We start from the raw sequence: 26,691 nt of genomic DNA, 5'->3' as shown, positions 1-26,691 counted from the left end.
GGGCGGAAAATTGAGGGAAGGCTAGGGAAAAAGTGACGTTTCGGTAAAGTACAAAGTGTCGCAGATTATGGCTGAATATCGGCAAAAAGATGTCTGATGGCTTTTTTTGCTGACTGGCTCCTTTTATGGAGAGGTTGAAATAGAGGGGAAAACGGGGCTGAATAGGCCTTCTCAGTGGGGCGGAAGCCTGTCTACGGGCATCCGATTGTATGTTTTGGGGCGGCGGAAAGTATGTTTTCGGATGGAAAAAGCAATGTTTTCTGTCAGAAAAGTGTATGTTTTCTGCTCCTAAAGTGCCACTTTACGCTGCTGAAGTTCATAGTTACGCCGCCAAAGTGCCACTTTTCTGTTGTTTTCGTCTCTGGCGGCGGTCGTTTTCTTCTATTTCAAATGTAAAGACTTTGCTATCCTTCTGATGGATAGCTTGATACGGAAAAACACTTCGTTCTTTGGCGACGGCCTTGCCTTTGGGCGGAAATACGCGATTCTCAGGCGGTCGGGAAATCAATGTGTCATTTCGTCAGAAGCGGACCATCAGCTCCAGTACCACCTTGTCCTGCTCCGATTCCTTGGCGATGCAGCCTTCGGGGTAGAAGTATTTCTCGTAGTTCAGGCGGATGTCCGTGCGGAAGGCCTTGCTGAGGCTGAAAGTGATTCCGCCCGTCAGTCGGTGGCGCTTGTAGTCGGTAATGGTCAGGGCACCCGTGGCTTCGTCGCGGGTCTTGGCGTCGCTCTGGTCGGTCATCATGTCGTAGCGGGCCAGGAAAGACATCTTCTGGAAGACTTTCTTCAGAGGCTGGTCGTAGTTGATGAAGGCGTCGACGGAGTGCACATCCTTGAAAGCGTTGTCCGAATACTGCTTGTAGAGGTATTCGCCTTCGATATGAAAGCGGCCTGCCTCATAGTAGGTGCCGATGTCGTAGGAGCGCATCCATACGTCTTCGGGCTTGATGCCCTGCACGCTCAGGGTGAGGTTCAGTCCTTCGGTGGGCAGGACGACGGCCTTGGCAGAGTAGTTCACCTCCTTGTGCCACACCTTCTGGTTGGTCAGTCCTGTGCCGTTGTAGAGTCCTCCTTCCAGTTTGACGGGCAGGGCTGTGGGCAGTTCGTAGCCCAGAGTAAGGCCCACGTCGCGCACGTTGCCCACCTGCTTGGCGATGAACGAACGGTTGGCGAAGTATTGCTGGTGGGGTGAGCGGTGGGCGTCGATGGTGAAGGGGACGCGCATCTGTCCGGCCGTCACCGTCAGTCCCTTGGCGGGGAAGATGCGGGCATAGGCATCGAGCATTTTGATCTGTCCTTCGTCCGAGAGGTCTATTTCCGCCTTGTAGGCCACGATGGGCAGGATGTTGCCCGTCAGGCTGACGCGTGCGTTGCGCACCTCGAAGCGGCCGGCTCCCATGCCCGTCTGGTATTCGTACTTGGCACGGATGGTTCCGTTCACTTTGGGCAGGTAGTCTTTGGTTTCCAGCTTTTCCTTGTCGATTTTCTTCCCGTCTTCATCGTTTCCCGCGCTTTGGGCGGAGAGGGTGGACGCGGCCATCAGGACGGCCGCCAGCAGGAGGATTGTTTTTTTCATTTTGATCGTTTGATTGTTTTTTCATTGATTTTCGGGGGCAAAGCTCGGAAATATGTGTTATGAAGATGTGTCATACATGTTTCGTTTGTGTTACAGCGATGAAAGTGCGGATATTTTTCTTATTTTTGTCCAAAATAAGAAAGAGGAGGAAATGCCGATGAAGGACTTTGCAGCCATCGATTTCGAGACGGCCAACGGCGAGCGGAGCAGTGTGTGCAGCGTGGGCATCGTCATCGTGAGGGACGGAGTGGTCAGGGAGAAAATCTACCGACTGATACGTCCCTTTCCCAACTATTACAGCTACTGGAATACGCAGGTGCACGGGCTGACGCGGCAGGACACCGACCGTGCGCCTGAGTTTCCGGCCGTGTGGCAAGAGGTGGCTCCGCGGCTGGAGGGCCTTCCGCTGGTGGCCCACAACAGCCCTTTCGACGAGGGATGCCTGCGGGCAGCTTTCAAGGCTTTCGGTATGGGCTATCCTGACTATACCTTCTATTGCACGTGTCGTGCCTCTCGACGTACCTTCGGCAAGCAGCTGCCCAACCACCAGCTTCAGACGGTGGCCGCCCGATGCGGCTACGACCTGACGCGCCACCACCATGCCCTGGCCGACGCCGAGGCTTGCGCCTGCATCGCTTTGGCCATTTTGTAGGCGGGGCGTGCGGAAGAATGGGCAAAAAACAGTACCTTTGTCTTTCCATAATAGAACCAACAATTTATGAACGGACCTGAAAAGAGAGTTTTGGTGGGCATGAGTGGCGGCATAGACAGCACCGCCACGTGCCTGATGCTGCGCGAGCAGGGCTACGAGATTGTGGGCCTCACCATGTGGGTGTGGGGCGACGAGCCGGTGGAGGCACGCCGTCTGGCCGAGAGTATGGGCATCGAGCACCACGTGGCCGACGAACGCGAAGACTTCCGCCGTACCATCGTACAATATTTCATCGACGAATACCGTGCGGGACGCACGCCCAACCCCTGTGTGATGTGCAACCCGCTGTTCAAGTTCCGCATCCTGACGGAGTGGGCCGACCGCCTGGGTTGTGCCTACATCGCCACAGGCCATTATACACGCATCGAAGAACAGAATAGCAAACGCTACATCGTGGCGGGTGACGACGACAAGAAGGACCAGTCGTACTTCCTGTGGCGGCTGGGGCAGGACGTGCTGCGCCGCTGCCTTTTCCCCCTGGGCGAATACACCAAGCTGAAGGTGCGCGACTACCTGCGCGACAAGGGCTACACGCTGAAGGCCGACGAGGGCGAGAGCATGGAGGTGTGCTTCATCAAGGGCGACTATCGCGATTTCCTGCGCGAGCACAGCCCCGAGATAGATACCGAGGTGGGCAAGGGGTGGTTTGTGAATGCCGAGGGCGTGAAGCTGGGCGAGCACAAGGGCTTCCCGTACTACACCATCGGGCAACGCAAGGGGCTGGAGATAGCCTTGGGCAAGCCGGCCTACGTGCTGAAAATCAATCCGCAGAAGAACACCGTGATGCTGGGCGACGCCGAACAGATGAAGACGCGCTACATGCTGGCCGAGCAGGACTGCCTGACGGACGAGGCGGAGGTGTTCGGAAGCGACAGCCTGACGGTGCGCATTCGCTACCGCAGCCGTCCCATTCCCTGCACGGTGAGCCGTCTGGAAGACGGACGCCTGCTGGTGCACTTCGAGGAAGAGGCATCGGCCATCGCACCCGGCCAGTCGGCGGTGTTCTACATCGGCCGTCGCGTGGTGGGTGGGGCGTTCATCGCTTCGCAACGGGGAATAGGGATGTATGTTGAGAATTGAAAATGGATAATGGAAAATTGAAAATGATATGAAACGAATGATTGGGTTATTGGTTGGCATCCTGACCGTCCTGTCGGCGGGTGCACAACAGGACACGCTGAAGTATCGCATCTGCCTGAAGGACAAGGCGGCTACGGAGTACTCCTTGCAGCGTCCGGAAGAATTCCTGTCCGCGAAGGCTTTGGAGCGCCGCCACCGCCAGGGATTGGAGGTGGACTCTACCGACCTGCCTGTGTGTCGAAGCTATGTGGACGAGATACGGCGGCAGGGAGTGAACATCGTGGTGACGGGCAAATGGGAGAACTTCGTGACGGTGTCGTGCAACGACTCGTCGGCCATCGGCCGCATCGCCGCCCTGCCTTTCGTGCGCTCCGCCGAACGGGTGTGGATGCGCCCTGCCAAGGAGGTGGTGACGCCCCAACGCGACTCGCTGGTGAACCGCCCCGAGAAACATCCTGAGAGCTACTACGGTGCAGGCGCCGCACAGATACAGCTGAGCCGCGGCGACAAGCTGCACGAGGCGGGCTTCCGCGGGCAGGGGATGACCATTGCCGTCATCGACGCGGGTTATCACAACGCCGACCGCATCACGGCCTTTGACATGAACCGCGTGCTGGGTGTGAAGGACTTTGTCAATCCCCGTGCCGATATCTTTGCCGAGCAGAGCCACGGCATGGCCGTGTGGTCGTGCATGGGGTTGAACCGTCCGGAGGTGATGGTGGGCACCGCTCCCGAGGCTTCCTACTGGTTGTTGCGTAGCGAGGACGACTACTCCGAGAACCTGGTGGAGCAGGACTACTGGTCGGCCGCCGTCGAGTTTGCGGACAGCGTGGGGGTGGACGTCATCAATACGTCTCTCGGTTATTACACCTTCGATGACCCTTTGAAGAACTATGAGTTCCGTCAGCTGGACGGCCGGTACGCACTGATGTCGCGCCAGGCTTCGCATGTGGCCGATAAAGGCATGGTGCTGGTATGCAGCGCGGGCAATGCGGGAGCCGGTCCGTGGAAGAAAATCACCCCTCCGGGCGATGCCGACAACGTGCTGACCGTGGGAGCAGTGGGCAAGGATGGCGTGCTGGCCACTTTCTCGTCCATCGGCAATACGGCGGACGGCCGCATCAAGCCCGACGTGGTGGCTGTGGGCTACAAGGCCGACGTGATGGGTACCGACGGTAACCTGACGCAGGCCAACGGTACTTCGTTCGCCTCGCCCATTATGTGCGGCATGGTGACCTGCCTGTGGCAGGCCTGCCCCAAGCTGACGGCCAAGGAGGTAATCGAACTGGTACGTCGTTCGGGCGACCGCGCCGCTTATCCTGACAATATTTATGGCTATGGCGTGCCCGACCTGTGGCAGGCCTATCAGGAATACCTGTCCCAATCCCGCTGACCATGGACGCTTTATCCCTATACGACCTCAACGCCCTGGTGCGCCGAAGCCTGGAGCAGTGTCTGCCCGATGAATATTGGGTACAGGCCGAGCTGAGCGAGGTGCGCATGCATCCCGCTACGGGGCATTGCTACGTGGAGTTCGTGCAGAAGGACCCGCGGGGCAACAACCTCGTGGCCAAGGCGCGCGGTGTCATCTGGAGCAACGTCTTCCGCCTGCTTCGTCCCTATTTCGAGGAAAGCACGGGGCAGGCCTTCGAGGCAGGCATCAAGGTGCTGGTGCAGGTCAGCGTCTCTTTCCACGAACTCTACGGCTTCAGCCTGACCGTGCATGACATCGACCCCACCTATACGTTGGGCGACATGGCACGCCGCCGCCGCGAGATACTGAAGCAGCTCGAGGACGAGGGCGTGCTGACGCTGAACAAGGAGTTGCCCATGCCCGTGCTGCCCCGGCGGGTGGCCGTCATCTCTTCGCCCACGGCGGCGGGTTATGGCGACTTCCGCCATCAGTTGGAGCACAATCCGCGGGGCTATGCCTTCCAGGTGACCCTCTTTGCCGCCGCCATGCAGGGCGACCGTGTGGAGGCATCCATTCTCGAGGCGCTGGATGCCATCAATGGCCGGGCGGAGCAGTTCGACGTGGTGGTCATTATCCGTGGCGGAGGCGCTACGTCCGACCTCTCGTGCTTCGACACCTACCTGCTGGCCGCCGCCTGCGCCCAGTTCCCCCTGCCCATCATTACCGGCATCGGGCACGAACGCGACGACACCGTGCTCGACTCCGTGGCTCACGTCCGCGTGAAGACCCCGACCGCCGCCGCCGAATACCTCATCGCCCGTATGGACGAGGCTGCCGACCGCCTGAACGACTTGGTTGTCCGTCTGCACGAAGGTGTGACCGCCCGCCTGGAGCAGGAGCGCCGGCGTCTGTACCAATGCCGCAACCGCATCCCCGCGTCGGCCGTCCGCCGCGTGTCGTCCGCCAAGCTGGAGCTGCTCACCGCCCGCAAGGACCTGCACCGCTCGGTAGAGACGCTGCTGGCACGTCACCGCCATCGGCTGGAGCTGCTCCGCCAACGCCTGGCCGACGCTTCGCCCGAGAAGCTTCTGGCCCGTGGCTACAGCCTGACGCTGAAGGACGGGCGTGCCGTGAAGGACGCCTCCCGGCTGCACGAGGGCGACGTGCTGGTGACGCAGGTTCATAAGGGAACACTTACTTCCATTGTAAAAAACATCAAATAGCAATCAAGATATGCCCGTACCCAAGAAAAAAGAAACCTATTCGCAGGCTATGGCCCGCTTGGAAAAGATTGTCAACCAGATTGACAACAACGAACTGGAGATAGACCAGCTGGCCGAAAAAATCAAGGAAGCCAACGAAATCATCGCCTTCTGCGAGAGCAAACTGACGAAAGCCGACCGGGAAATCGAAAAAATACTGGCCGAAAAGCAAGAAAGTGAAGAATAAAGAGTATTTTTGTTGCAAGTTGTACTATAGGAATACTCAAAATACAAAAGATATGAAAGAAATTGATTGGTCAAATCTGTCCTTCGGATACATGAAGACAGACTACAACGTGAGAATTTACCATCGTAACGGTCAGTGGGGCGAGCTGGAAGTATGCAGCGAGGAAACCATCCCCATGCACATGGCAGCTACCTGTCTGCACTACGGACAAGAAGCCTTCGAGGGCCTGAAGGCCTTCAAGGGCAAGGACGGCAAGGTGCGCATCTTCCGCCTGGAGGAGAACGCCGCCCGCCTGCAATCCACCTGCCGCGGCATCCTGATGCCCGAACTCTCGACCGAACGTTTCCGTGAGGCTGTGCTCAAGGTCGTGAAGCTGAACGAACGCTTCATCCCGCCCTACGAGAGCGGCGCGTCGCTCTACATCCGTCCGCTGCTGGTGGGTACCGGCGCACAGGTAGGCGTGAAACCCGCCAATGAGTACCTGTTCCTGATCTTCGTCACGCCCGTAGGCCCGTACTTCAAGGGCGGATTTGCCACCACTCCCTACGTCATCACGCGCAAATACGACCGTGCGGCTCCGCTCGGTACCGGTACGTTCAAGGTGGGCGGTAACTATGCAGCCAGCCTCCGTGCCAGCAAGGAAGCCCACGAGGGCGGCTACTCTGCCGAGTTCTACCTCGATGCCAAGGAGAAGAAATACATGGACGAATGTGGTGCCGCCAACTTCTTCGGCATCAAGAACAACACCTACATCACGCCGCTGTCCACCTCCATCCTGCCCAGCATCACCAACAAGAGCCTGATGCAGCTGGCTGAGGACATGGGCCTGAAGGTAGAACGCCGTCCCATCCCCGAAGAAGAGCTGGCTACGTTTGAGGAAGCCGGTGCCTGCGGTACGGCTGCTGTCATCAGTCCCATCCAGCGCATCGATGACCCCGAGAACAACCGTTCCTATGTTATCTCGAAGGACGGCAAGCCGGGTGAAATCAGCTCCAAGCTCTATCACAAGCTGCGCGCCATTCAGTATGGCGACGAGCCCGACGTACACGGCTGGGTAACCATCGTAGAATGACAGGCGTGAACGGAGACATCCAGATAACGACCCTCGTCGAGAACGTTGTTTACGGCAAGGGATTGCAGGGAGAGCACGGGCTTTCCCTGCTTGTTGAGGTAAGGGACCGCAAGGTACTGTTCGATACGGGAGCATCCGACCTTTTCATCCGCAACGCGCGGCTGATGGGCATCGACCTGCGCGAGGTGGATTACCTGGTCCTTTCGCACGGACATCGTGACCATACGGGCGGCCTGCACCATTTCTTGCGGCTGAACGAACGCGCCGCGGTGGTGTGCAAGCGCGAAGCCTTGCGTCCAAAGTTCAAGGACGAGCGCGAGAACGGCCTGATGCACCCCGATACCCTCGACATCGCCCGCTTCCGCTTTGTGGACGATACGGAGGAACTCCTGCCGGGTGTTTTCGTCTTTCCTCGTCTGCCTATAGCTGACGAGGAAGATACCCACTTCGACCGTTTCTACACGCTGATCGACGGAGAACGGCACCCCGACAGTTTCGACGACGAACTGGCGCTGGTGTTGAAGTGCGGACGCGACGTGGCCGTGCTGAGTGCCTGCTCGCACCGCGGCATCACCAACATCCTTCGTACGGTGCTGGATACCTTCCCCAACGCCAATCTGAGGCTGGTATTGGGCGGCTTCCACATCCGCACGTGTGGGGCCGGGAAGAACGAAGTGATAGCCCGCTACCTGGCCGATCACCTGCCGCAACGGCTGGGCGTATGCCATTGTACGGGCATCGACCAATATGCATTGTTTCATCAAATCTTCGCCGGCCGGCTGTTCTATAACTACACCGGTTGGGTGGAGACTTTCTAAATTATGGGAAAAGGAAAATTAGCCAAGTTTGCAGATATGCGGGATTACCCGCACGTGTTTGAATACCCCTATTCGGTTGTGGACGATGTACCCTTCGACATGAAGGGCCATTGGGGTGAAAGGTTCTTCAAGAACGACCGTCCTATCGTGCTCGAACTGGGTTGCGGTCGCGGCGAATACACCGTAGGTCTGGGCCGCCTCTTCCCCGAGAAGAACTTCATCGGGGTGGACATTAAGGGCGCGCGCATGTGGACGGGAGCCACCGAGTCGCTTCAGGCAGGCATGACCAACGTCGCCTTCCTGCGTACCCAGATTGAGATCATCGACCGCTTCTTCGCACCGGGCGAGGTGAGCGAGATATGGCTCACCTTCTCCGACCCGCAGATGAAGAAGGCCACCAAGCGCCTGACGTCTACCTACTTCATGGAACGCTACCGCCGATTTCTCGTGGATGGCGGACTGGTGCACCTCAAGACGGACAGCAACTTCATGTTCACCTACACCCGGTATATGGTGGAGCACAACCACCTGCCCGTTGAAGTGATGACCGAAGACCTTTACCACTCTGGCCTGGCCGACGAGATACTCGGCATCCGCACTTATTACGAACAGCAATGGCTGGACCGCGGGTTCAACATCAAGTACCTCCGCTTCCGCCTGCCGCACGAAGGCACCCTCACCGAGCCCGATGTGGAAATCGAACTGGACGATTACCGGAGCTACAACCGCAGCAAGCGGAGCGGACTTCAGACAAGCAAATAAAAACAGATATATTATGACTCTCTATCCGAAACTCATTCTCGACGCACTGGCCACCGTGCGCTACCCGGGCAACGGCAAGAATCTTGTCGAAGCCGAAATGGTGGCCGACAACCTGCGCATCGACGGTATGAAGGTCAGCTTCTCGCTCATCTTCGAGAAGCCCACCGATCCCTTCATGAAGTCCATGCTGAAATCGGCCGAAACGGCCATTCATACCTACGTGTCGCCTGACGTGGAGGTGACTATCAGTACCGAAAGCCGTCAGGCTGCCCGCCCCGAACCGGGCAAGATGCTGCCCCGTGTGAAGAACGTCATCGCCGTCTCCAGCGGCAAGGGTGGTGTGGGTAAGAGTACCGTGGCCGCCAACCTGGCCGTGGCCCTCGTGAAGCTGGGCTACAAGGTTGGCCTGCTTGATGCCGACATTTTCGGTCCCTCCGTCCCCAAGATGTTCCAGGTGGAAGACGTCCGTCCCTATGCCGAGCGCATCGACGGCCGCGACCTCATCATTCCCATCGAGAAGTATGGCCTGAAGCTCCTTTCCATCGGCTTCTTTGTCAACCCCGAGCAGGCTACCTTGTGGCGTGGCGGCATGGCCAGCAACGCTCTGAAACAGCTCGTGGGCGACGCCGCCTGGGGCGACCTGGACTACTTCATCCTCGACACTCCTCCGGGTACCAGTGACATCCACCTGACGCTGCTCCAGACGCTCGCCATCACGGGCGCCGTCATCGTCAGCACGCCGCAGCAGGTAGCCCTGGCCGACGCACGTAAGGGCGTGGACATGTACACCAACGACAAGGTGAACGTACCTATTCTGGGACTGGTGGAGAACATGGCATGGTTTACTCCCGCCGAACTGCCGGAGAACAAGTATTACATCTTCGGTAAGGATGGTTGCAAGCAACTGGCCGAGGAATTGAAGGTGCCTTTGCTGGGCCAGATTCCCATTGTGCAGAGTATCTGCGAGAGCGGTGACAAGGGTACGCCTGTGGCTCTCGACTCGGATACCGTTACCGGCCGCGCCTTCCTGCAACTGGCTGCTGCCGTGGTGCGTCAGGTAGACAAGCGCAACATCGAGATGGAACCTACACGGATTGTGCAGGTGAAGAAATAAGCATTCACCACAGAGGACAAGGGCGTCCTCTGTGGTGAACCAATTATGTAAAGAGAGAATTTCCTATTGCAGGCGGAACACGACCGGGAAAGTGTACTTCACGTTCACGGGTTTGCCGTCCTTGGTTCCGGGTGTCCAGTCAGGCATAGTAGTGGCTACGCGCAGGGCTTCCGCATCCAGGCTGGGGGCAACGCCTTGGACGATTTGGGCGTTGGTCGCCTTGCCATCGGTGTTGATGATGACCGATACTACCACTCGTCCCTGTATGTTATTGGTGTGGGCTTCGGCCGGATAGCGGATATTCTTGCTGAGGTGTTGCATTAGTCCCGTCATACCGCCGGGAAATTCGGGCATCTTGTCCACGGTTTCATAGACTTCGCCCGTTACGGGGGCGTCGGGGTTTCGGTAGCCTACTACTATCATCTCGTCTATCTTCTCCACCGGTTCGGGCGTCAGGCGGAACATGACGGGGACGGTGTATTTCACGTTGACCGGCTCGCCTTTCTGCGTGCCCGGTTTCCACTTGGGCATGCCGCTGATGACACGGATGGCTTCGGCGTCCAGGGCGGGATCAACGCCTCTCAGGATGCTCACGTTGCCGATGCTGCCGTCCTTGCCGACCACGAACTGCACGGTGACACGTCCCTGTGTCCCGTCCTTATGAGCCGCTTCGGGATAGCGGATGTTGGCGGACAGGTACTTCATCAGTCCCGGCATGCCTCCATCGGGGAATTCCGGCATCTTTTCTACGACTTCATAGACTTCCTCACCGCCATCGGTTGGGGCGTTTATGGCCTGTTGCGGTTTCAGGACGATAACCATGTTATTGGAGTCCATCTTGGACAGGGTTTTGGGATTTCCTGCCCAGCCCAGTATCTGTGCGTCCTTGCCTTTGTACAGGAATGCAATGCTGGCTTCGGGTGACGTTTCTATGCGGAATTCTCCTTTATCGTTGACCGTGCTTGTGGTCATTGACTGGAACTTCCGGTCGGTGATAATCTGTACGTTGCCCAGCGGATTGCCCGCTTCGTCTACAATCTTTCCTTTGTACGTCACCTTGTCGGACTTCTCCTGCTGGGGCAGGGGGACGATGTTTTCAGGCTGAGGCTGCACGTCGGGCGTTTCAGCTGGCGTGACGGCCTCGATGACTTCGGTTGTAATCTTCTGTGTGGCGCGTGCCACGGCCTCGATGTTGCTGACGATCATCAGCAGGGCGGCCAGCGGGAGGAACATCAGGTATTTGGTTCTCCCTATTGCTCGGGTTCTTCGTTTGTTCATCATAATGATACGCTTTTTTAAGGGTAATACATTGAAACTGTTATAGATGGTTGCTGCAGCCTTATGATGTGACAAACCCAACAGGTGGTATTGGTAGGTGCGGGAGTCGTGGCCGGTCTCCAGGACTTTTTCATCGGCCATGTACTCCAGGTTGGTGCGTATTTCCCGCTTCATGAGCCAGGCAAAGGGGTTGAACCAGCAGATGATGCATGCCAGTTCGCCCGTCAGCACGTCGATGGAGTGCCATTGGCGGGCATGGGTGCGCTCGTGGGTCAGAATCTCGTGCAGCTCGTCGCCGGTGTGGGCGTCGGAGCAGACGAATATCCAGCGGAAGAACGAGAAGGGGCCTTCTGCGCGGGGCAGGAGGTGTACGGTGGTGCCGTCTATTTTCTGCGTGGGGCAGCGGCGTGCCAGGCGGACGATGCCGGCCAGCTGGACGAGGAAGCGCAGGGCCAGCAGGGCGGCCACGAGCCAGTAGGCGACGACGATGCCGTCGGCCATCAGTTGCCGCCAGTCCGTTTCGGGCTGCGGCGTCAGGGTCAGCTCGGGCAGCACCACGGCGGCGTAGAGGTCGGCCATGGCTGCCATCGGCTCCTGCTGCACAATCCACTGCTGGATGTCGAGCAGCGGTACGGCGGCCGATACGGCGAAGAAGCAGAGCAGGGCCGTCCGCCGCCAGGCGAAGAACGTGTCCTTGTAGAAGAACAGCCGATAGAAGGCGTAGAACAGGGCTATCGCCACGTTGATTTTCAGAAAATAGACCATATCTTTCAATTAAAAATGAAGAATTAGGAATGAAGAATTAAGAATGTGGCGGATGAAGAACTTTTCTTGTGCGATGGAGAAATTCTTCATTTGTCCGCAAGGCGGACATTCTTCATTCTTCATTGAAAAGGAATTTTTCACTTTTCCTTTCCTTTCTCAATCATCTCAATTATGTCTTTCAAGTCGTTGGCCGAAATCTTCTGCTCCTTGGCGAAGAACGAGACCATCTCCTTGTACGAATTGGCAAAGTAGTTGCGGACGAAGCCGCTCATGAACGTCCGCTTGTATTCGCTTTCGCGGATGAGCGGGGTGTAGCGGTAGGTGTTTCCCACGCGGCTGGGCTTCACGTATTGCTTCCGCTCCAGGTTTTTCACAATCGAGGCCACGGTGGTGTAGGGCGGCTTCGGTTCGGGAAATTCGGCGAGGATGTCCTTCACGTAGCAGGACTCCAGCTTCCAGATGTACAACATCACTTCTTCTTCTTGTCTTGTCAATTTTTCCATGGAATACAGTTTTAGTTTGAATTCTATGCAAAGCTACGAATATTTCGTAATATTTCAATAGGCAGAAGGTTAATAAGTTTAAAAGGACGGGATTTATTTGTCTTTGGGCGGGCTGCCAAAAACTTTTGGGAGAGTTTCCGAGGTCTCGGACGGGCAGCCAAAAACTTTTGGGAAGGTTTCCGAGTGCTCGGACGGGTCGCCAAAAACTTTAGGGAGGGTTTCCGAAGGCTCGAACAGGTCGCCAAAAACTTTAGGGAGGGTTTCCGAGGTCTCGGACGGGGCGCCAAAAACTTTTGAGAGGGTTTCAGAGTGTTCGGAGGGCAGCCAAAAACTTTTGGGAAGGCTTCCGAGGTCTCGGAGGGGCTGCCGAAAACTTTTGGGAAGGCGTTTCCGCCGTCACTCACCGCGCAGGGCTTTGTAGCGCCTGTAGGCTTCGATGACGTGACGGCGGCTTTGCAGGATCTGCCAGCGGTAGACGAGGCAGGTGGTCAGGAAGTAAATGCCGGTTTGCAGCCAGAGGGCCTGGTATTCCCACTGCACTTCGTTCAGCGTGGCCCCCATGCTGTTGATGCGCACGTAGCCGTTGATGCCGAAGGTCGACGGGAACAGGTACGAGAAGTAGCGCCAGAAGGGCGGGATGGCTGAGGCGGGCCACGAGATGCCCGAAAGGAACAGCAGCGGCACGGAGGTGAAGACGAACAGCAGCATGCACGTCTCGCGGTTGCGGATGGCGATGGAGGCCGTCATGGCGAAGAAGATGCAGGCGCTCAGGTAGGGCAGGGTGAACAGGATGAGTTCGCCCGGCAGGGCTATCTGGTTGAGGCTGAAGAGCCAGGGTACGACGCAGAGCACGTAGGCTGACACCAGCGCATACACCAGGAAGTAGCTCAGTCCCTTGCCCATGACGATGCGCAGCGTGCCGTTGTAGTGGCGGTTGATGGGCACGAGGTCGCGGAACTGGTTCTTCTCGCGGGCCGTTCCGGCCGAGAGGCCGATGCCCAGTAGCAGCGTCTGCTGGATGATGAGCATCAGCACGGCGGGTATCAGGAAGGCGGCAAAGCCGTTGGTGGGGTTGTACAGCGCCACGTCCTTGTATTCGATGGGGTAGGCCGTCACCTCGTCCTGGCGGTCGGTGGTGTTTCCGGCGCGGGCTATCTTGATTTCCGTGTTCATCTCGAGCGACACTTCGGTGTTGGCGCTCAGCATGGCTTTGTAGTACATCAGTCCGCTCATATCGCAAAAGATGCTCACCTGCGTCTGCCGTCCGGCGGCAATGTCGTCGCTGAAGGTTTCGGGCAGGTAGACGATGCCGTAGGCGTCGCGGTTGCGCAGGGCGAGCTTGGCTTCCTCCATGTCGGCGCAGTGGGCCACAACGCGGATGTCGGGGCTGGCGTCGAGCATGCGCACGTACTGTCGGCTCAGCGTGCTGCGCGAGTCGTCCACCACCACGGCGGGCACGTCGCGCAGCGTCTCGTTGGTGTAGATGAACGAGTAGATCAGCGGGTAGACCAGCGGTACCAGGATGAAGAAAATCAGTACCCCCTGGTCGCGGAAGGTCGTGCGGAATTCCTGCCGCCAGATGTAGAACAGGTCGTAGACGCCCTGTCTGATATGTTGTTTGAACGTAGGTTTCTTTTTCATCACGGTACGTATTTATAGTAAATGAGGGCTGCTTTCAGTCGGTGGGCGATGAAGAACGGTAGCATCATGAACAGCAGCAGGGCCACGTAGTTGGTCCATGAATAGATCATCGGATACCCGTTCAGCGCCTGGTCCACGTAGATCAGGAAGTAGTGGCGCAGCGGGAAGAGGTTGGCCAGCGCCTGCAGTGTGGGGTGCATGCCCATGGCCGGGAACGACAGGCCGCACATCGAGAACGACAGCACGCCCCATAGCGAAGCGAAGCTCAGCCCCAGGCGCAGCGTAGGCAGCACGCCTATCATCAGTACGCCCATGCCCTGCGAGGCCAGCACGAGACACAGGGTGGCAAAGAGCATTGGCAGGATGCCGCTGTTGCAGGGGAAGTGCAGGAAGCCGTAGAGGTAGACGTTGTAGAGGATGCCCATCAGGAAGAAGACGACGGTGTGGGGCAGGAGCTTGCCGGCCAGCGATATCCAGATGGAGTTGTTGCCCGTGCGCAGCCACTGGCGGGCGGTGCGGTCCTTGATTTCCACGCCGATGGAGAATACCGTCACCATGAAGATGAGCAGCATCAGCACGCCCGGCGCGAACGTGTTGTTCAGGTAGACCGAATAGTTAATCCACGGATTGTTCAGCGGATGTGTGTCGATGACGATGGGCTGCAGGAATCCCATGGCCTGGTCTTCCGTCGCTCCCTTGGCGTAGAGCACCGAGCGGGCGGCGGCTCCCGAGGCCAGTTCGCTCATCATCTTCATGTCCTTGTAGAGCAGAGAGCCGGCAATGAGCAGCGTGTTGTTGGTGTAGAACGACACCTTGGGCTGCCGCTGGGCCTGCGCTTTGGAGGTAGTCCCTTCTGGAATGTAGTAGAAGCCGTAGATGTCGCCCCGCTGCATGGCCTGGCGTGCCTCGGTCACGTTGGGGTAGTGGGCCACGACGGCCGTCTGTTCGAAGGCGTCGAGGTTGCGCACCAGTTGCCGCGAGGTGGTCGTCATGTCTTCGTCCACCACGCCCACCGGCATGTTCTGCGGCAGCCCCGAGTCCATCAGCGTGGTGAAGAACACGTAGCAGAACAGCGGTGCCACTACCATGCAGAACAGGTAGAGCGGACGGGAGACGAGGCGCTTTCCTTCACGCTTCATCACGTTCCACAAGGCTTTGTATTTCGTTGCGTTCATTTCGATAATTGATAATTGAGAATTGAAGATTGAAAATGGGAGTAATCTTCATTCCTCATTCTTCATTCTTCATTTTTCCAGCACCACGCTCATGCCCGGCCGCAGTCCGTCGACCTTCTCCACTGGGCTGGCCTTCACTTCGAACGTCTTCAGGTCGAACTGGCCGGTGGTCTTCGTGGCTTTCCAGGCAGCGTAGGTGCCCAGGTCCTTCATATAGTACACTTTCAGACGGATGTCACGGTCCAGTGCCGGTACGTAGGCTTCAAACTCTGTACCCACGCTCAGCCCCTTCAGCAGGTCCTCGCGTACGTTGAAGCTCACCCACATGTCCTCCATCACGGCGATGTTCATGATGGGCGCTCCTGTGCCTACCAGTTCGCCCACTTTGGGGAAAATTTCCGAAACCTCTCCCGCCGTCTGGGCAATGAGGTATGTCTCGGCAATGTACGATTGTACTTCGGCTACAGCTCCTCGTGCACGTTGAACCAAAGCTGCTGCAGCTGCCTTGTCTTCGCGCTCGGCACCGTTCTTGGCCATGTCATACTGCGACTTGGCAGCCTTTTCCGTAGCGATAGCCGCGTCGCGCTGTGCCGTCACCTCGTCCAGCTTCTGTGCCGACATCACTCCCTGGTCGTACAGGTTCTTCACGCGTTTGTACGATTTTTCGGCAATGGTCACGCCGGCACGTGCTTTCTGCCACATTTCATAGGCGCCCTGGATCTGCTCCTGGCGTGCTCCTTTGATGGCTTTTTCGTTCTGTGCTTGTGCAGCGGCTTCGGCTGCCTGTGCCTGTTCCAGCTTGGCCTGTACGTCTGGCGCTTCCAGCAGGGCGAGCGTATCGCCTGCCTTCACTTGTTGTCCTTCTTTTACGCGGAACTCCAAGATGCGTCCCGGCACTTTGCTCGATACGCGGTATTCGTTGACGTCTGCTTGTCCTTGGACGATTTCCGGCCCTTTGTGAAGCATGAAGAAACCTACTAGGGCCACTACTGCGATGACGCCTACCAGTGTCAGGAAGGCCAGCAGCATGTTACTGTTTTGCGATTTTGTATCCATTTCGATAATTGATAATTTTATAATTGATAATTGAGAATTGATAATACTTCATTCTCCATTTTCAATTCTCCATTGATGTGAGTTCTCCCGTAGCTTTCTTCAGATAGAGATCTGTCAGTTTCACGTCTATCTGGGCGTCTATCTTCTCGGATTGGGCGGAAAGCCAGGCTGTGTGAGCTTCTAATACATTGCTGGCAGGGATTACTCCTTCCTCGAAGCCCAAGGTGGCGTAGCGCAGATTTTCATCTGCTTTTTCAAGGTTCTTTTCAGCCATTACCAGTTTCTTGGCTGCTTCGTTCACCTTGAAGGCGGACTGGCTTACCTGTAACTGGATTTTTTCTTTCGCCTCTTCCAGCTGATAGCGTGCGATGTTAGCTTCTGCCTTGGCTGCTTTCACCTTATTGATACCTTCGCCCCAGTGCCATAAAGGAACTGATACCATGACACCTACATTCCACATGCCTTTGAACTTCTTTTCGAAGCTGTTCAGTACGGACGGATTGGTAGCCATATAGCTTCCCATCAGGGCGATGGAAGGCAGCATTTCCGAACGGGTTACGTTCACCTTTTGATCATAGATTTTGGATGCCAGTTCCAAGCTACGGACTTCAGGGCGTATGGCATAAACACTTTCCATATTGATTTGGTTGCTAGCTATTCCGGCTTCTTCCAGGTTTTCTTCCCGTTCGTCCTCCAATACGATATCCGTCGTCAGGTCCAGTCCGCACAGTTGGCATAACAACATGCGCGACAGACTTAGCCCATCGTCCACTTTGGTCAGCGTCATTTCCGCTTCGTTAACTTTCACCTTCACTGACAGGCCATCGGCTTTTGTCGCTACTCCTTCGTTGATCATTTTGTCGACATCGCTTTCCAATTTCTTCAGCAATTCCAGATATCCTTCAGCCAGTTTCCTTTTGTGTACCAATGATACAACCTGCCAGTAGGCCTGGTCAGTGTTCAGTATCACTTCCTGCATGCCCGTGCTGTGCTGTTGGCGTGCCAGTTCTTCGGCATATTTGGTTATTTTATTGTAGGCTCGTATTTTTCCACCCATGTATAGGGGCTGTGTCAGGGTAATGGCGCCGACATACATGTTTCGTGTATCAGTGCGGAAAGCATCTACTAAAGAACTTCCTACCTGATTTAACGGACCTGCCAGGTCTACACTTCCAAAAGCTTGTAACAGCTGCATGAATTGTGGGTTTTGTAGCAGGCCTGGGTTTTGTGCAATCATGTTTTGTACTCCGTTCTGCAAAGCACCGCTCAGGTTGGTACCGATATTGGATAAAGCATCTTTCTGTGCATCACTCAGCAGTGATATTTCCTTCTGATTACGGATGTAGGCACCTGTTGCATCGAACTTAGGTAAATAATTTGCAAAAGCAGCCTTTTTTTGATAGTGTGCGGCGTTAATCTTCTCCTGGCTTATCAATAGCTCCTTGTTGTTGGCCATTGCTAATGCACGACAACTATCCAGGCTCAAGACCTGTTGTGCGCCTACTACATAGACCGATAAGCTTAATAAGGTGGAACATAAGAACTTTTTCATTGCATTCATACGCTATATCGCTTTTATTTTGATTGCCGAAACAGTCGGCAATGATTGCATAAACAACAATGCAAAGATAAAAAAGTTCTGTATACAGGTTTAAAAAAAACTGTTAACTTACGTTTTTGTGATAAAGCAAAGGGATAAAGCAGGACTTCTTTCTCGAAAGTCTTGCTTTATCCCTTTATGGTTGGTTGAGGATTCTTTAGGTTTTTATTTGAGTGAAAAACTTTGCGAGCCAATTAAGATTCCATCCGCAAAGATGTCGACACGGTAATTGCCTGCATATAGATATTCTTCTACATTCCAATATACTGTGACCGCTTGTTCTTCGCCTGTGTATTCAATGTATTTCTTGATGGAATAAGTCAGGTTTCGATTTTCGTATTTGAATGTATTTGCCTCGCTTTTGGTCAGTACTCCATTATCAGGTTTGGTGATGCGCAGATACAATGTCTTTTCACCCGTTTCAGCTGTGATATTTTTCACGATGCTGAAATCTATTTTGAATTTTACCACATTCTTCACCTTATCTGTTTCGCGTCCGCGCTTGTTTTGTGCCTCAATGCGAATATTGGTTACGTCAAGCTGTGCAGCTAATGCGACTTTTTCATTCAATGTCTTTTTCTCTTTAGACAGGCTGGTTATCTGTCGGGAGGCATCGTTATATTTGCGTGTTACGTCTTTGATTACTTCTTGCTGGCGGGCAGTCAGCTGGTTGAGTGAGTCGATCTGATTGATATAACTGATCATGACTTTTCTCAAGCTGGCCAATTCTTTTTTCAGTCGGCGTATTTCTGATGCATTGCTGCTTTTTACTGTCCTTAATTCTTCCAAGAGGCGTTGAGTTTTCAATTGTTCTTGTTCCAACAGAACGGAAAGCGAATCATTTGAAATTGTCAGTTTCAATTCGTCATATTGTTGTGCGAAGCGAGTGTATTCGTTTTCCAAATCTTCTTTTTCCAATTCGAATTCTTGTACCAATTCTTTGTTGGTTGTTTTTTCCATAACCAGTAATGTGGTTACTCCTATCAGCAGTAGGACGAGGGCGCTTCCTATGATAATCAGTGATTTGTTTTTATTCATTGTTTTGATTTGCTTATTGTTATCATTGTTTTTGGGCTTTTTCAGCTATGCATTTATACATTTTCAGCTTATTGTTTATTACAGGGGGCAAAAATAGGAATTAATTGTCAATTTGTTAACATTACTTGGAAGGTAAATGTTCATTTAACTAAAATTATTATGGAAAAATTTCTTTAATTGATAGTCTCGTCGTACTTTTGCACTGTCTTAAACAACTTTAAATAAAAGATTTAATTATGTCAAAAGTAACCGTAGTAGGTGCCGGTAATGTAGGCGCTACATGTGCTAATGTGTTGGCTTTTAATGAAGTGGCCGACGAGGTGGTAATGCTGGACGTAAAAGAAGGCGTTTCAGAAGGTAAGGCAATGGATATGATGCAGACAGCTCAGTTGCTGGGCTTTGATACGGTAATTACCGGCTGCACCAATGATTATGAGAAGACTGCCAATTCTGATGTTGTTGTCATCACTTCAGGTATTCCTCGCAAGCCAGGAATGACTCGTGAAGAACTGATCGGCGTTAATGCTGGTATTGTTAAGTCTGTAGCAGAAAATATCTTGAAATATTCTCCTAATGCTATTTTGGTCGTTATTTCCAATCCGATGGATACGATGACTTATTTGGCTCTGAAGTCTCTTGGCTTGCCTAAGAACCGTATTATTGGTATGGGTGGCGCATTGGATAGCTCACGTTTCAAATATTTCCTGTCTCAGGCTTTGGGTTGCAATGCTAATGAGGTAGAAGGAATGGTGATCGGCGGACACGGCGATACGACTATGATTCCTTTGGCACGCCTGGCTACTTATAAAGGACAGCCTGTAAGTACCCTTTTGAGTGAAGAAAAATTGAATGAGGTCGTTGCCGCTACAATGGTAGGTGGTGCTACTCTGACTAAATTGCTGGGTACGTCGGCTTGGTATGCACCAGGTGCTGCAGGAGCGTATGTCGTAGAGTCTATTTTGCATAACCAGAAGAAGATGATTCCTTGCTCTGTATATCTGGAAGGCGAATATGGCGAAAGCGATATCTGCATCGGTGTTCCTGTTATTTTGGGTAAAAACGGCATTGAGAAGATTGTTGAGCTGGAACTTACTGAGGATGAAAAGGCGAAGTTCGCTGCCAGCGCTGCTGCTGTCCACAAGACAAATGCTGCTCTGAAAGAAGTGGGTGCGCTTTAATTTAGTTTTTTATAAATATACATGGCCTTGTAACTTCTGAAAGGAAGTTATGAGGCTTTTTTCGTTTTTTTTACTTGTTTGATTGTTCGTTCAAAAAAATGGACTATTTTTGTGGAAAGAAGCAGGTTGAAAAGTATATATTTATGAAGAGAGTTTTAATAAAAGGGCAGGTTGTATGGATATTAAGCTTCGTGATTGCCTTGTTGGCGTGTTGTGCCGAAGGGGAGAAGAGAGAGGAAGTATCTGAACAGGATGCTTTCCAGGCTTTTTTTGCCAGTCATAGTGACTCTATCTCTGTCGCTCCCCGTTGGATGAGAGCGGAGGCACTGAGGCGAATGAATGAAGCAGAAGATAGTCTTGTGAAGTATAATTACCTGTCTTTGACGCTGAAAACTTATCTGATGACTTCACAAATTGATTCAGCGTGGTTGGTGTTGCATCATATTCAGCATTTTGCTGCACGCCAACCTTTCTCTCCACAAGTAGCAGACTTACAGTCCGAGTGTTTGAATATGGCTGGCAATCTGTTTGCCCGTACAGGTGTGATGGATTCAGCTAAAAAGGCCTTTCAATCTGCTTATGAATATCGGCTGAAGGGGACGCGCATTGCTGATGTGCCCGATATCCTGATGAATCTTGCAGATGCCTGCAACCGTTTGGGAGAGTTAGATTTGGGGGCTTCCTGGTATCGAAAAGCTTTGTTGCTGTGCGACTCCTTGGAGTTGCCGTCTACCAAGCGTACTCCGATTTACTATGGGTTGGCGCAGGTTTACGTTGCTCTACGTGATTTTGATCAGTGTGATTATTACTACAATCTGGCTGGTCAGGAATATGAGCGGATGCTCCCTTATGAGAAATACATCTATTTGAATAATCGGGGAACGTCCTATTATTATCGGGGGGATTGCCAGACGGCCATGTCTTATTTTCGAAAGCTTGTTGAATTGACAGGAGGATATCCTGACATGATGTTCGAACAGAACTTGGGAAAATTGAACCTGAGCGATTGCTTTTTACAATTGCAACAACCCGATTCCGCGGCTCGTTATATGGATGAATGCCGGCCTTTTTTCCAAAAGATAGGGATGACGACTGCTTTGTATTATCTGGATACACAAGCTATTGCACAGGCATTGCTTCAAAAAGAGTTTGGTGAGGCCCGTCGTGTGCTGTCTCATAGTGTGACGCCTCCCGATATTGATCCCGACATGGTACATATCCGCAATAAATATCTGCAACAGTTTTATGAGGAAACGGGAAACTACAAGCAAGCTTATTATTATCAAAAAAACAACTTGAGGTTGGATGACTCCATCCGCAACGAACGTGTTCGGATGCATACGGCCGATTTGGCTTTGCGCTATCAGCAGGACTCTACCCTGCTGGCCCATCGTGTCATGATACGTGAAACTGAGAATGAGGTGCTTAGGCTCAGGCAGGCTCATCTGATTGTAGCTTGCATGGCGGTTCTCGCTTTTTTGGTAGCTGTTTTCCTCTATTTGTATAATAAGAAGAAGCGTGCGTTGATGTTGGTGGAGAATCGTCGTATGGTTTCCTCCCTGCGTTTGGAAAACATTCGCAACCGTCTGTCTCCTCATTTTATTTTTAATGTACTCAACCAGGAGATGCTGAGCCGCAAGCAAGAGACCGAGCAAAAAGAACTGGCTTCTTTGGTGAAACTGATGCGAAGAAATTTGGAATTGGCCGAACAGTTGTGTGTTACGCTGGAAGAAGAATTGGATTTTGTCAAGACTTACATAGATTTGGAACGGCGTTCGTTGGGAGACAATTTTTTCCCTGTTATCCAGATTGCGCCCGATGTGCATCCAAGTTTGGTATTCCTGCCTTCTATGTTGATCCAAATACCTGTAGAAAATGCTGTGAAACATGCGTTGCGTGGAAAGGAAGGAGAGAGACGGCTTTGGATTGATATCTGTCGTCGTGATTCAGGTGAAGTCAGCATTCAGATTACAGATAATGGGGGAGGATATCGTCCCAACAGCCTTCATCGGGGAACGGGTACCGGTATGAAAGTCGTCATGCAAACCATTCAGATTCTGAATGCAAAGAACAAACAGGCGCTGGATGTGGAAGTTCACAATGTGGTTCTCCCCAGTGGTGAGACGGGATGTCAGGTTTCATTTCTTTTGCCTGTAAAGTACGATTACAGACTTTAAACGAGAAAAAAGAATTGCCGAATAATCCTTTATTTTTGTAGAATAGTTCCACTATTTAAACAAATAGTGCAAGACTTTCATTTCATTCTTTGCATTGGATTAATTTAATGCCTATATTCGCTACAGAAACAACGACAAATTAGTATGTGTGCATATAAGGTCATAGTAGTGGATGATGATGAAATGGCGGCGGAAGCTTTAGCGTTTGAGCTGGAGAAGAAGCCTGAGTTTTCACTGGACGGCATTGCTCGGAATGCGCGTCAGGGTAAGAAGTTGATTGCTGCAGTACGGCCAGATTTACTATTTCTGGATGTTGAGATGCCTGAGATGACAGGTATGGAATTGTTGCGCGATATTCGTGACAGCATTATCTGGAATATGAAAGTTGTTTTCTATACAGCCTATGACAAGTATATGATAGAGGCTATACGGGAATCGGCTTTCGATTATTTGCTGAAGCCTTTTCAGCCTCAGGAGTTGGATCAGATCCTGCATCGTTTTCTGCAACAGATGCAAGGAGGACAGCGGACAGGACTCGCTTCGATGCCATCGTCGATAAGCGATACGTTTATGGTATATACGCCGACTAATGATATGCGTGTGTTGCGGACCTCAGAAATTGGTTTTTTCCGTTATTCTTCCGAACGTAAGTTGTGGGAGGTCATTCTGAGCAATGATCCTCCGTTGACATTGCGCAGGGGTATGACGGCCGATTTGATTATTCGCAACTTGCCTAGATGCGTGCAGATCCACCAGTCCTACATTATCAATATGGATTATCTGATGTTGATAAAGGACAATCGTTGCCTGTTGTATCCTCCTTTTGACAGGGTGACAGAGCTGCTTGTCTCAAAAAAATTCAAGAAAGAATTGCAGGATCGTTTTTGCTTGTGAAAGTAAGACGACCGTTATATATATTGGTTAGGGAGTCAGCATGATTTTCGTGTTGACAAAAAAAAGAAAGCGTTAGGAGTAGATCCTAGCGCTTTCTTCGTATATAACAACAACCTGTTTGAAACAGTTGGTTGCGGATTATCTTTATTTGATCTCGAAACCTTTGTTGCGCAAAGTCACATTCAGCACCTTGGTGTAGTTGGCATATTGCTTTTCATCCAAGGTATTTTTCATCAGCTTCAGGTTACCGTAGACTGCGTTGCGCAACATCTGTTCGCGATTCTTTTTCGCCTTGGTTGCACGTGACATCTCTCGGTTGAAGAAATCGATGATGTTTGCTACTTCCTCATGCTGCTTGCTATCCAAATCCAAGTATTTGCTCAATCGGGCTACGTTAATAGAACCGTCCCATTTTGCAGTTTCAGTTACAGGTTGGTTACCTGCAGCAAAAGTTGTAACTGTCAGGCAGAATGCTGCCACGAATGTTAATCCTAAACGTTTCATAATACTTCTCATTTTTGTTAATCCTAAAAACTAATCCTATAAATCCAATAGCTAATACCTATTGAAACTAGGGCTGGGCGCCCAGCCTTTCTTTTTACCGATGCAAATATATGGATGTGTTTTATAACATAAAAATGATTGATAAAGAAAATGCTTTCCCAATCCTCATTTCTTGATATAAATCAAAATTTCAATCAATATAGAGTGTATTTCTTATAATTTGTAACATATTTGTAATAAAATGTAGATTATTGTTTCATATTGTTTTTTGGGGAATTTGGGCGAGGAGAAATGGCTTGGGCATAAAAAACAGGCAATGCATGGGTTGGAAGCCTTCTGCATTGCCTGTAATGGAGTATAAGTGTTTAGCGCGTTTTAGTCTTGAAGCTGGTGGTGCATGGCTTCTGCTGCGCGTCGTCCGTCGCCCATGGCGAGAATGACGGTCGCTCCACCGCGCACGATGTCACCGCCTGCATAAATGGTGGGGATGCTGCTCTGCATCTGTTCGTTGACGGCGATGGTGTTCTTGCGGCCCAGCTCCAGTCCTTTGACGGACTTGGGCACAATGGGGTTCGGCGATACACCTACGGCTACTACAGCCATGTCGATATCGAGTGTGACAGTAGCACTAGGGATGGGCACAGGACTGCGTCGTCCGCTGGAGTCGGGTTCGCCAAGCTCCATTTGTTGGAGGATGACTTGCTTCACGGCTCCCTTCTCGTCAGCGATGTATTCGAGCGGATTGTGCAGGGTCAGGAATTCGATGCCTTCTTCCTTGGCGTGCTTCACCTCCTCCAGGCGGGCGGGCATTTCGGCCTCGCTACGGCGATAGACGATATATACTTTCTCGGCACCCAGACGCTTGGCGGTGCGGCAGGAGTCCATGGCTGTATTTCCGCCGCCCACCACCATGACGCGCTTGGCGGGGTTGATGGGGGTGTCGGTTTCGGGGTTGGAGGCGTCCATCAGGTTGACACGCGTCAGGTACTCGTTGCTCGACATGATGTTCACGCTGTTTTCGCCAGGGATGTTCATAAAGTTGGGCAGGCCGGCACCCGAGGCGATGAACACGCCTTTGTAGCCTTCCTTCTGGAGTTCTTCCACACTTTCTGTTTTGCCGATGATGCAGTCCTTGACGAACTTCACGCCCATCTTCTCGAGGTTGTTGATTTCCACGTCCACAATCTTGTTGGGCAGGCGGAATTCAGGGATACCATATTTCAATACGCCGCCAATCTCGTGCAGGGCTTCGAAGACGGTGACATCATAACCATACTTCACCATGTCGCCTGCAAAGCTCAAGCCGGCAGGGCCTGAACCTACAACGGCCACCTTGATGCCGTTCTTGGGAGCCAGTTCGGGCAGGATGATGTTGCCGCTCTCGCGCTCATAGTCGGCCACGAAGCGCTCCAGGTTGCCGATAGCCACGGCGGGTTCGTTCATCTTCAGGTGGATACACTGGCTTTCGCACTGCTTCTCCTGCGGGCAGACGCGTCCGCAGACGGCAGGCAGCGAAGAGGTGTGCTTCAGCACGCGGGCGGCTTCGAGGAACTCGCCGCGCTCCACGTTCTTGATGAACGAGGGGATATTGATACTGACAGGACATCCTTGCATACACATCGGGTTGGCGCAATCTAGGCAACGCTTGGCTTCGGTCATGGCCTGTTCCTTGGTATAGCCTGTGTTCACCTCCTCCGTACGGGTTGTGGCGCGATAGACGGGGTCGAGTTCGTTCATCGGGCAGCGGGCGATGGCGGTACGTTCCTTTGGCTTCATGCTCTTGCGCAGGGCCTCACGCCAGGGGGCTTTGCGGTCGAGGAGCTCTTCCATCGGGGCGTTGGCCGTCATGGCTCTTCCTGCGGCAGCCGTCTCGGCCGATGCTTCCTCTTGTGGCGTGGCATGGCAGACAGAGGCTTCCAGATGGCTCAACTCTTCGCGCTCCACGTCCTTGAACGAACCCATGCGCTTGAACATTTCGTCCCATTCCACCTGGTGGCCGTCGAACTCAGGGCCGTCCACGCAGACGAACTTCGTCTTTCCGCCCACAGTGATGCGGCAGGCACCACACATGCCCGTGCCGTCCACCATGATGGTGTTCAGCGATACGTCGGTCGGAATGTTGTATTTTTGGGTCAGCAGGCAGCAGAATTTCATCATGATGGCAGGGCCAATGGCGAAACATTTGTCCACCTTCTCGCGCTTGATGACGCTTTCGATGCCTTCGGTCACGAGGCCTTTATTGCCATACGAGCCGTCGTCGGTCATGATGATGACCTCGTCCGACGACTTCCGCACTTCATTTTCGAGGATAATCAGGTCTTTGGTGCGGCCGGCCAGGACAGAAATCACACGGTTGCCTGCCTCTTTCAGGGCTTGGATGATGGGTAGCATCGGGGCCACACCCACGCCACCACCGGCACATACCACCGTACCGAAGTTCTCGATGTGTGTGGCTTGTCCCAGCGGACCCACTACGTCGAGGATATAGTCGCCTGCGTTCAGCTGGCACAACTTGGTGGACGAGAGGCCTACTTCCTGCACCACCAGCGTAATGGTGCCCTTCTGTACGTCGGCTCCTGCGATGGTCAGCGGCATGCGTTCGCCCTTGGCGTCCACGCGGACGATGACGAAGTGGCCTGCCTTGCGCGAGCGGGCAATGAGCGGGGCTTCCACTTCAAATTTGAACACTTTCTCCGAAAATTGTTCTTTGCTAATGATTTTGTTCATTATCTATAAATTTTGTTTGTATAATTACGTAATTGCTTTCAGATTGATAGATTTGCAAAGATACGGCTTATTTGTTAAAATCAAAGAAAGATGGGGCAGAAAGTTTGAGAGTCGAGGAGTTGGGGAGAGGTTTAGAAGCCAAAAAGTTAAGGAGC

Annotated in this window: 22 protein-coding genes; 12 read left to right on the top strand and 10 right to left on the bottom strand. The window is 53.0% G+C overall.

Annotated elements, in window-relative coordinates; all coding sequences use genetic code 11:
* Window positions 1–520: 520 nt before the first annotated feature.
* Window positions 521–1,579, bottom strand: a complete 1,059-nt coding sequence (locus tag HF894_RS05330) for a porin (RefSeq protein ID WP_204969915.1) — start codon at window positions 1,577–1,579, stop codon at window positions 521–523.
* A gap of 157 nt (window positions 1,580–1,736) precedes the next feature.
* On the opposite strand from HF894_RS05330, the gene HF894_RS05325 reads away from it, so the two are divergent.
* The 9 genes from HF894_RS05325 (at window position 1,737) to HF894_RS05285 (ending at window position 10,000) form a co-directional block, all read left to right on the top strand.
* The gene (locus HF894_RS05325) at window positions 1,737–2,231 is read left to right on the top strand and encodes a 3'-5' exonuclease (RefSeq protein WP_204971371.1); all 495 of its coding nucleotides are present in this window, start codon (window positions 1,737–1,739) and stop codon (window positions 2,229–2,231) included.
* A 66-nt stretch (window positions 2,232–2,297) separates the two neighbouring features.
* Complete coding sequence (mnmA, locus tag HF894_RS05320; protein WP_204971354.1) at window positions 2,298–3,371, top strand: tRNA 2-thiouridine(34) synthase MnmA; 1,074 nt, start codon at window positions 2,298–2,300, stop codon at window positions 3,369–3,371.
* Window positions 3,372–3,399: 28 nt separating this feature from the next.
* Window positions 3,400–4,764 carry a S8 family peptidase gene (locus tag HF894_RS05315; protein ID WP_204971353.1) on the top strand — a complete coding sequence of 455 codons (1,365 nt, stop codon included), beginning with the start codon at window positions 3,400–3,402 and terminating at the stop codon, window positions 4,762–4,764.
* Between the two features lie 2 nt (window positions 4,765–4,766).
* Entirely contained in the window at window positions 4,767–6,008 is a 1,242-nt protein-coding gene (xseA, locus tag HF894_RS05310; protein WP_204971352.1) for an exodeoxyribonuclease VII large subunit, read from the top strand.
* Window positions 6,009–6,018: 10 nt separating this feature from the next.
* Entirely contained in the window at window positions 6,019–6,234 is a 216-nt protein-coding gene (gene xseB, locus HF894_RS05305; RefSeq protein WP_021846923.1) for an exodeoxyribonuclease VII small subunit, read from the top strand.
* Between the two features lie 19 nt (window positions 6,235–6,253).
* Window positions 6,254–7,306, top strand: coding sequence for a branched-chain amino acid aminotransferase (locus tag HF894_RS05300; RefSeq protein WP_262484408.1), 1,053 nt, complete (start codon window positions 6,254–6,256; stop codon window positions 7,304–7,306).
* On the top strand, window positions 7,303–8,124 hold the full coding sequence (locus tag HF894_RS05295) for an MBL fold metallo-hydrolase (protein ID WP_204971351.1): 822 nt from the start codon (window positions 7,303–7,305) through the stop codon (window positions 8,122–8,124). Before HF894_RS05300 ends, HF894_RS05295 begins: the two co-directional genes overlap by 4 nt.
* 3 nt (window positions 8,125–8,127) lie before the next feature.
* Entirely contained in the window at window positions 8,128–8,886 is a 759-nt protein-coding gene (trmB, locus tag HF894_RS05290; protein ID WP_204969909.1) for a tRNA (guanosine(46)-N7)-methyltransferase TrmB, read from the top strand.
* 13 nt (window positions 8,887–8,899) lie between these two features.
* The gene (locus tag HF894_RS05285) at window positions 8,900–10,000 is read left to right on the top strand and encodes an Mrp/NBP35 family ATP-binding protein (protein WP_204971350.1); all 1,101 of its coding nucleotides are present in this window, start codon (window positions 8,900–8,902) and stop codon (window positions 9,998–10,000) included.
* Between the two features lie 63 nt (window positions 10,001–10,063).
* Here HF894_RS05285 and HF894_RS05280 read toward each other — a convergent pair whose 3' ends face one another.
* The 7 genes from HF894_RS05280 to HF894_RS05250 all read right to left on the bottom strand — a co-directional run bounded on the left by HF894_RS05280 (window position 10,064) and on the right by HF894_RS05250 (window position 19,056).
* Complete coding sequence (locus HF894_RS05280) at window positions 10,064–12,043, bottom strand: M56 family metallopeptidase (protein WP_204971349.1); 1,980 nt, start codon at window positions 12,041–12,043, stop codon at window positions 10,064–10,066.
* Between the two features lie 137 nt (window positions 12,044–12,180).
* Window positions 12,181–12,546 carry a BlaI/MecI/CopY family transcriptional regulator gene (locus HF894_RS05275; RefSeq protein WP_021846930.1) on the bottom strand — a complete coding sequence of 122 codons (366 nt, stop codon included), beginning with the start codon at window positions 12,544–12,546 and terminating at the stop codon, window positions 12,181–12,183.
* A 396-nt stretch (window positions 12,547–12,942) separates the two neighbouring features.
* A complete protein-coding gene (locus tag HF894_RS05270) occupies window positions 12,943–14,187 on the bottom strand; it encodes an ABC transporter permease (protein ID WP_021846931.1) in 1,245 nt (414 codons plus the stop codon).
* Window positions 14,187–15,362 (bottom strand): ABC transporter permease, encoded by a 1,176-nt coding sequence (locus tag HF894_RS05265; RefSeq protein ID WP_021846932.1) that lies wholly within the window; start codon window positions 15,360–15,362, stop codon window positions 14,187–14,189. The genes HF894_RS05270 and HF894_RS05265 overlap by 1 nt, the downstream gene beginning before the upstream one ends.
* 69 nt (window positions 15,363–15,431) lie before the next feature.
* Window positions 15,432–16,418: an HlyD family secretion protein gene (locus HF894_RS05260; RefSeq protein WP_204971348.1), complete on the bottom strand. Its 987-nt coding sequence runs from the start codon at window positions 16,416–16,418 to the stop codon at window positions 15,432–15,434.
* A 61-nt stretch (window positions 16,419–16,479) separates the two neighbouring features.
* Window positions 16,480–17,970: a TolC family protein gene (locus HF894_RS05255; RefSeq protein ID WP_204971370.1), complete on the bottom strand. Its 1,491-nt coding sequence runs from the start codon at window positions 17,968–17,970 to the stop codon at window positions 16,480–16,482.
* A gap of 213 nt (window positions 17,971–18,183) precedes the next feature.
* On the bottom strand, window positions 18,184–19,056 hold the full coding sequence (locus HF894_RS05250) for a coiled-coil domain-containing protein (protein WP_021846936.1): 873 nt from the start codon (window positions 19,054–19,056) through the stop codon (window positions 18,184–18,186).
* A 236-nt stretch (window positions 19,057–19,292) separates the two neighbouring features.
* On the opposite strand from HF894_RS05250, the gene mdh reads away from it, so the two are divergent.
* From mdh to HF894_RS05235, 3 genes are all read left to right on the top strand, one after another.
* Window positions 19,293–20,234 (top strand): malate dehydrogenase, encoded by a 942-nt coding sequence (gene mdh, locus HF894_RS05245; protein ID WP_021846937.1) that lies wholly within the window; start codon window positions 19,293–19,295, stop codon window positions 20,232–20,234.
* Between the two features lie 143 nt (window positions 20,235–20,377).
* The gene (locus tag HF894_RS05240) at window positions 20,378–22,411 is read left to right on the top strand and encodes a histidine kinase (RefSeq protein ID WP_204969904.1); all 2,034 of its coding nucleotides are present in this window, start codon (window positions 20,378–20,380) and stop codon (window positions 22,409–22,411) included.
* A gap of 144 nt (window positions 22,412–22,555) precedes the next feature.
* Window positions 22,556–23,305 (top strand): LytR/AlgR family response regulator transcription factor, encoded by a 750-nt coding sequence (locus HF894_RS05235; protein ID WP_021847161.1) that lies wholly within the window; start codon window positions 22,556–22,558, stop codon window positions 23,303–23,305.
* Between the two features lie 144 nt (window positions 23,306–23,449).
* Here HF894_RS05235 and HF894_RS05230 read toward each other — a convergent pair whose 3' ends face one another.
* Entirely contained in the window at window positions 23,450–23,809 is a 360-nt protein-coding gene (locus tag HF894_RS05230; RefSeq protein WP_021847160.1) for a hypothetical protein, read from the bottom strand.
* Between the two features lie 375 nt (window positions 23,810–24,184).
* Entirely contained in the window at window positions 24,185–26,536 is a 2,352-nt protein-coding gene (locus tag HF894_RS05225) for a bifunctional dihydroorotate dehydrogenase B NAD binding subunit/NADPH-dependent glutamate synthase (protein WP_204971347.1), read from the bottom strand.
* Window positions 26,537–26,691: the final 155 nt, after the last annotated feature.

The sequence above is a fragment of the Caecibacteroides pullorum genome, assembly GCF_019239235.1.
Classification (GTDB): Bacteria; Bacteroidota; Bacteroidia; order Bacteroidales; family Bacteroidaceae; genus Bacteroides; species Bacteroides pullorum.
This window is presented reverse-complemented; position numbering and strand designations above follow the sequence as displayed.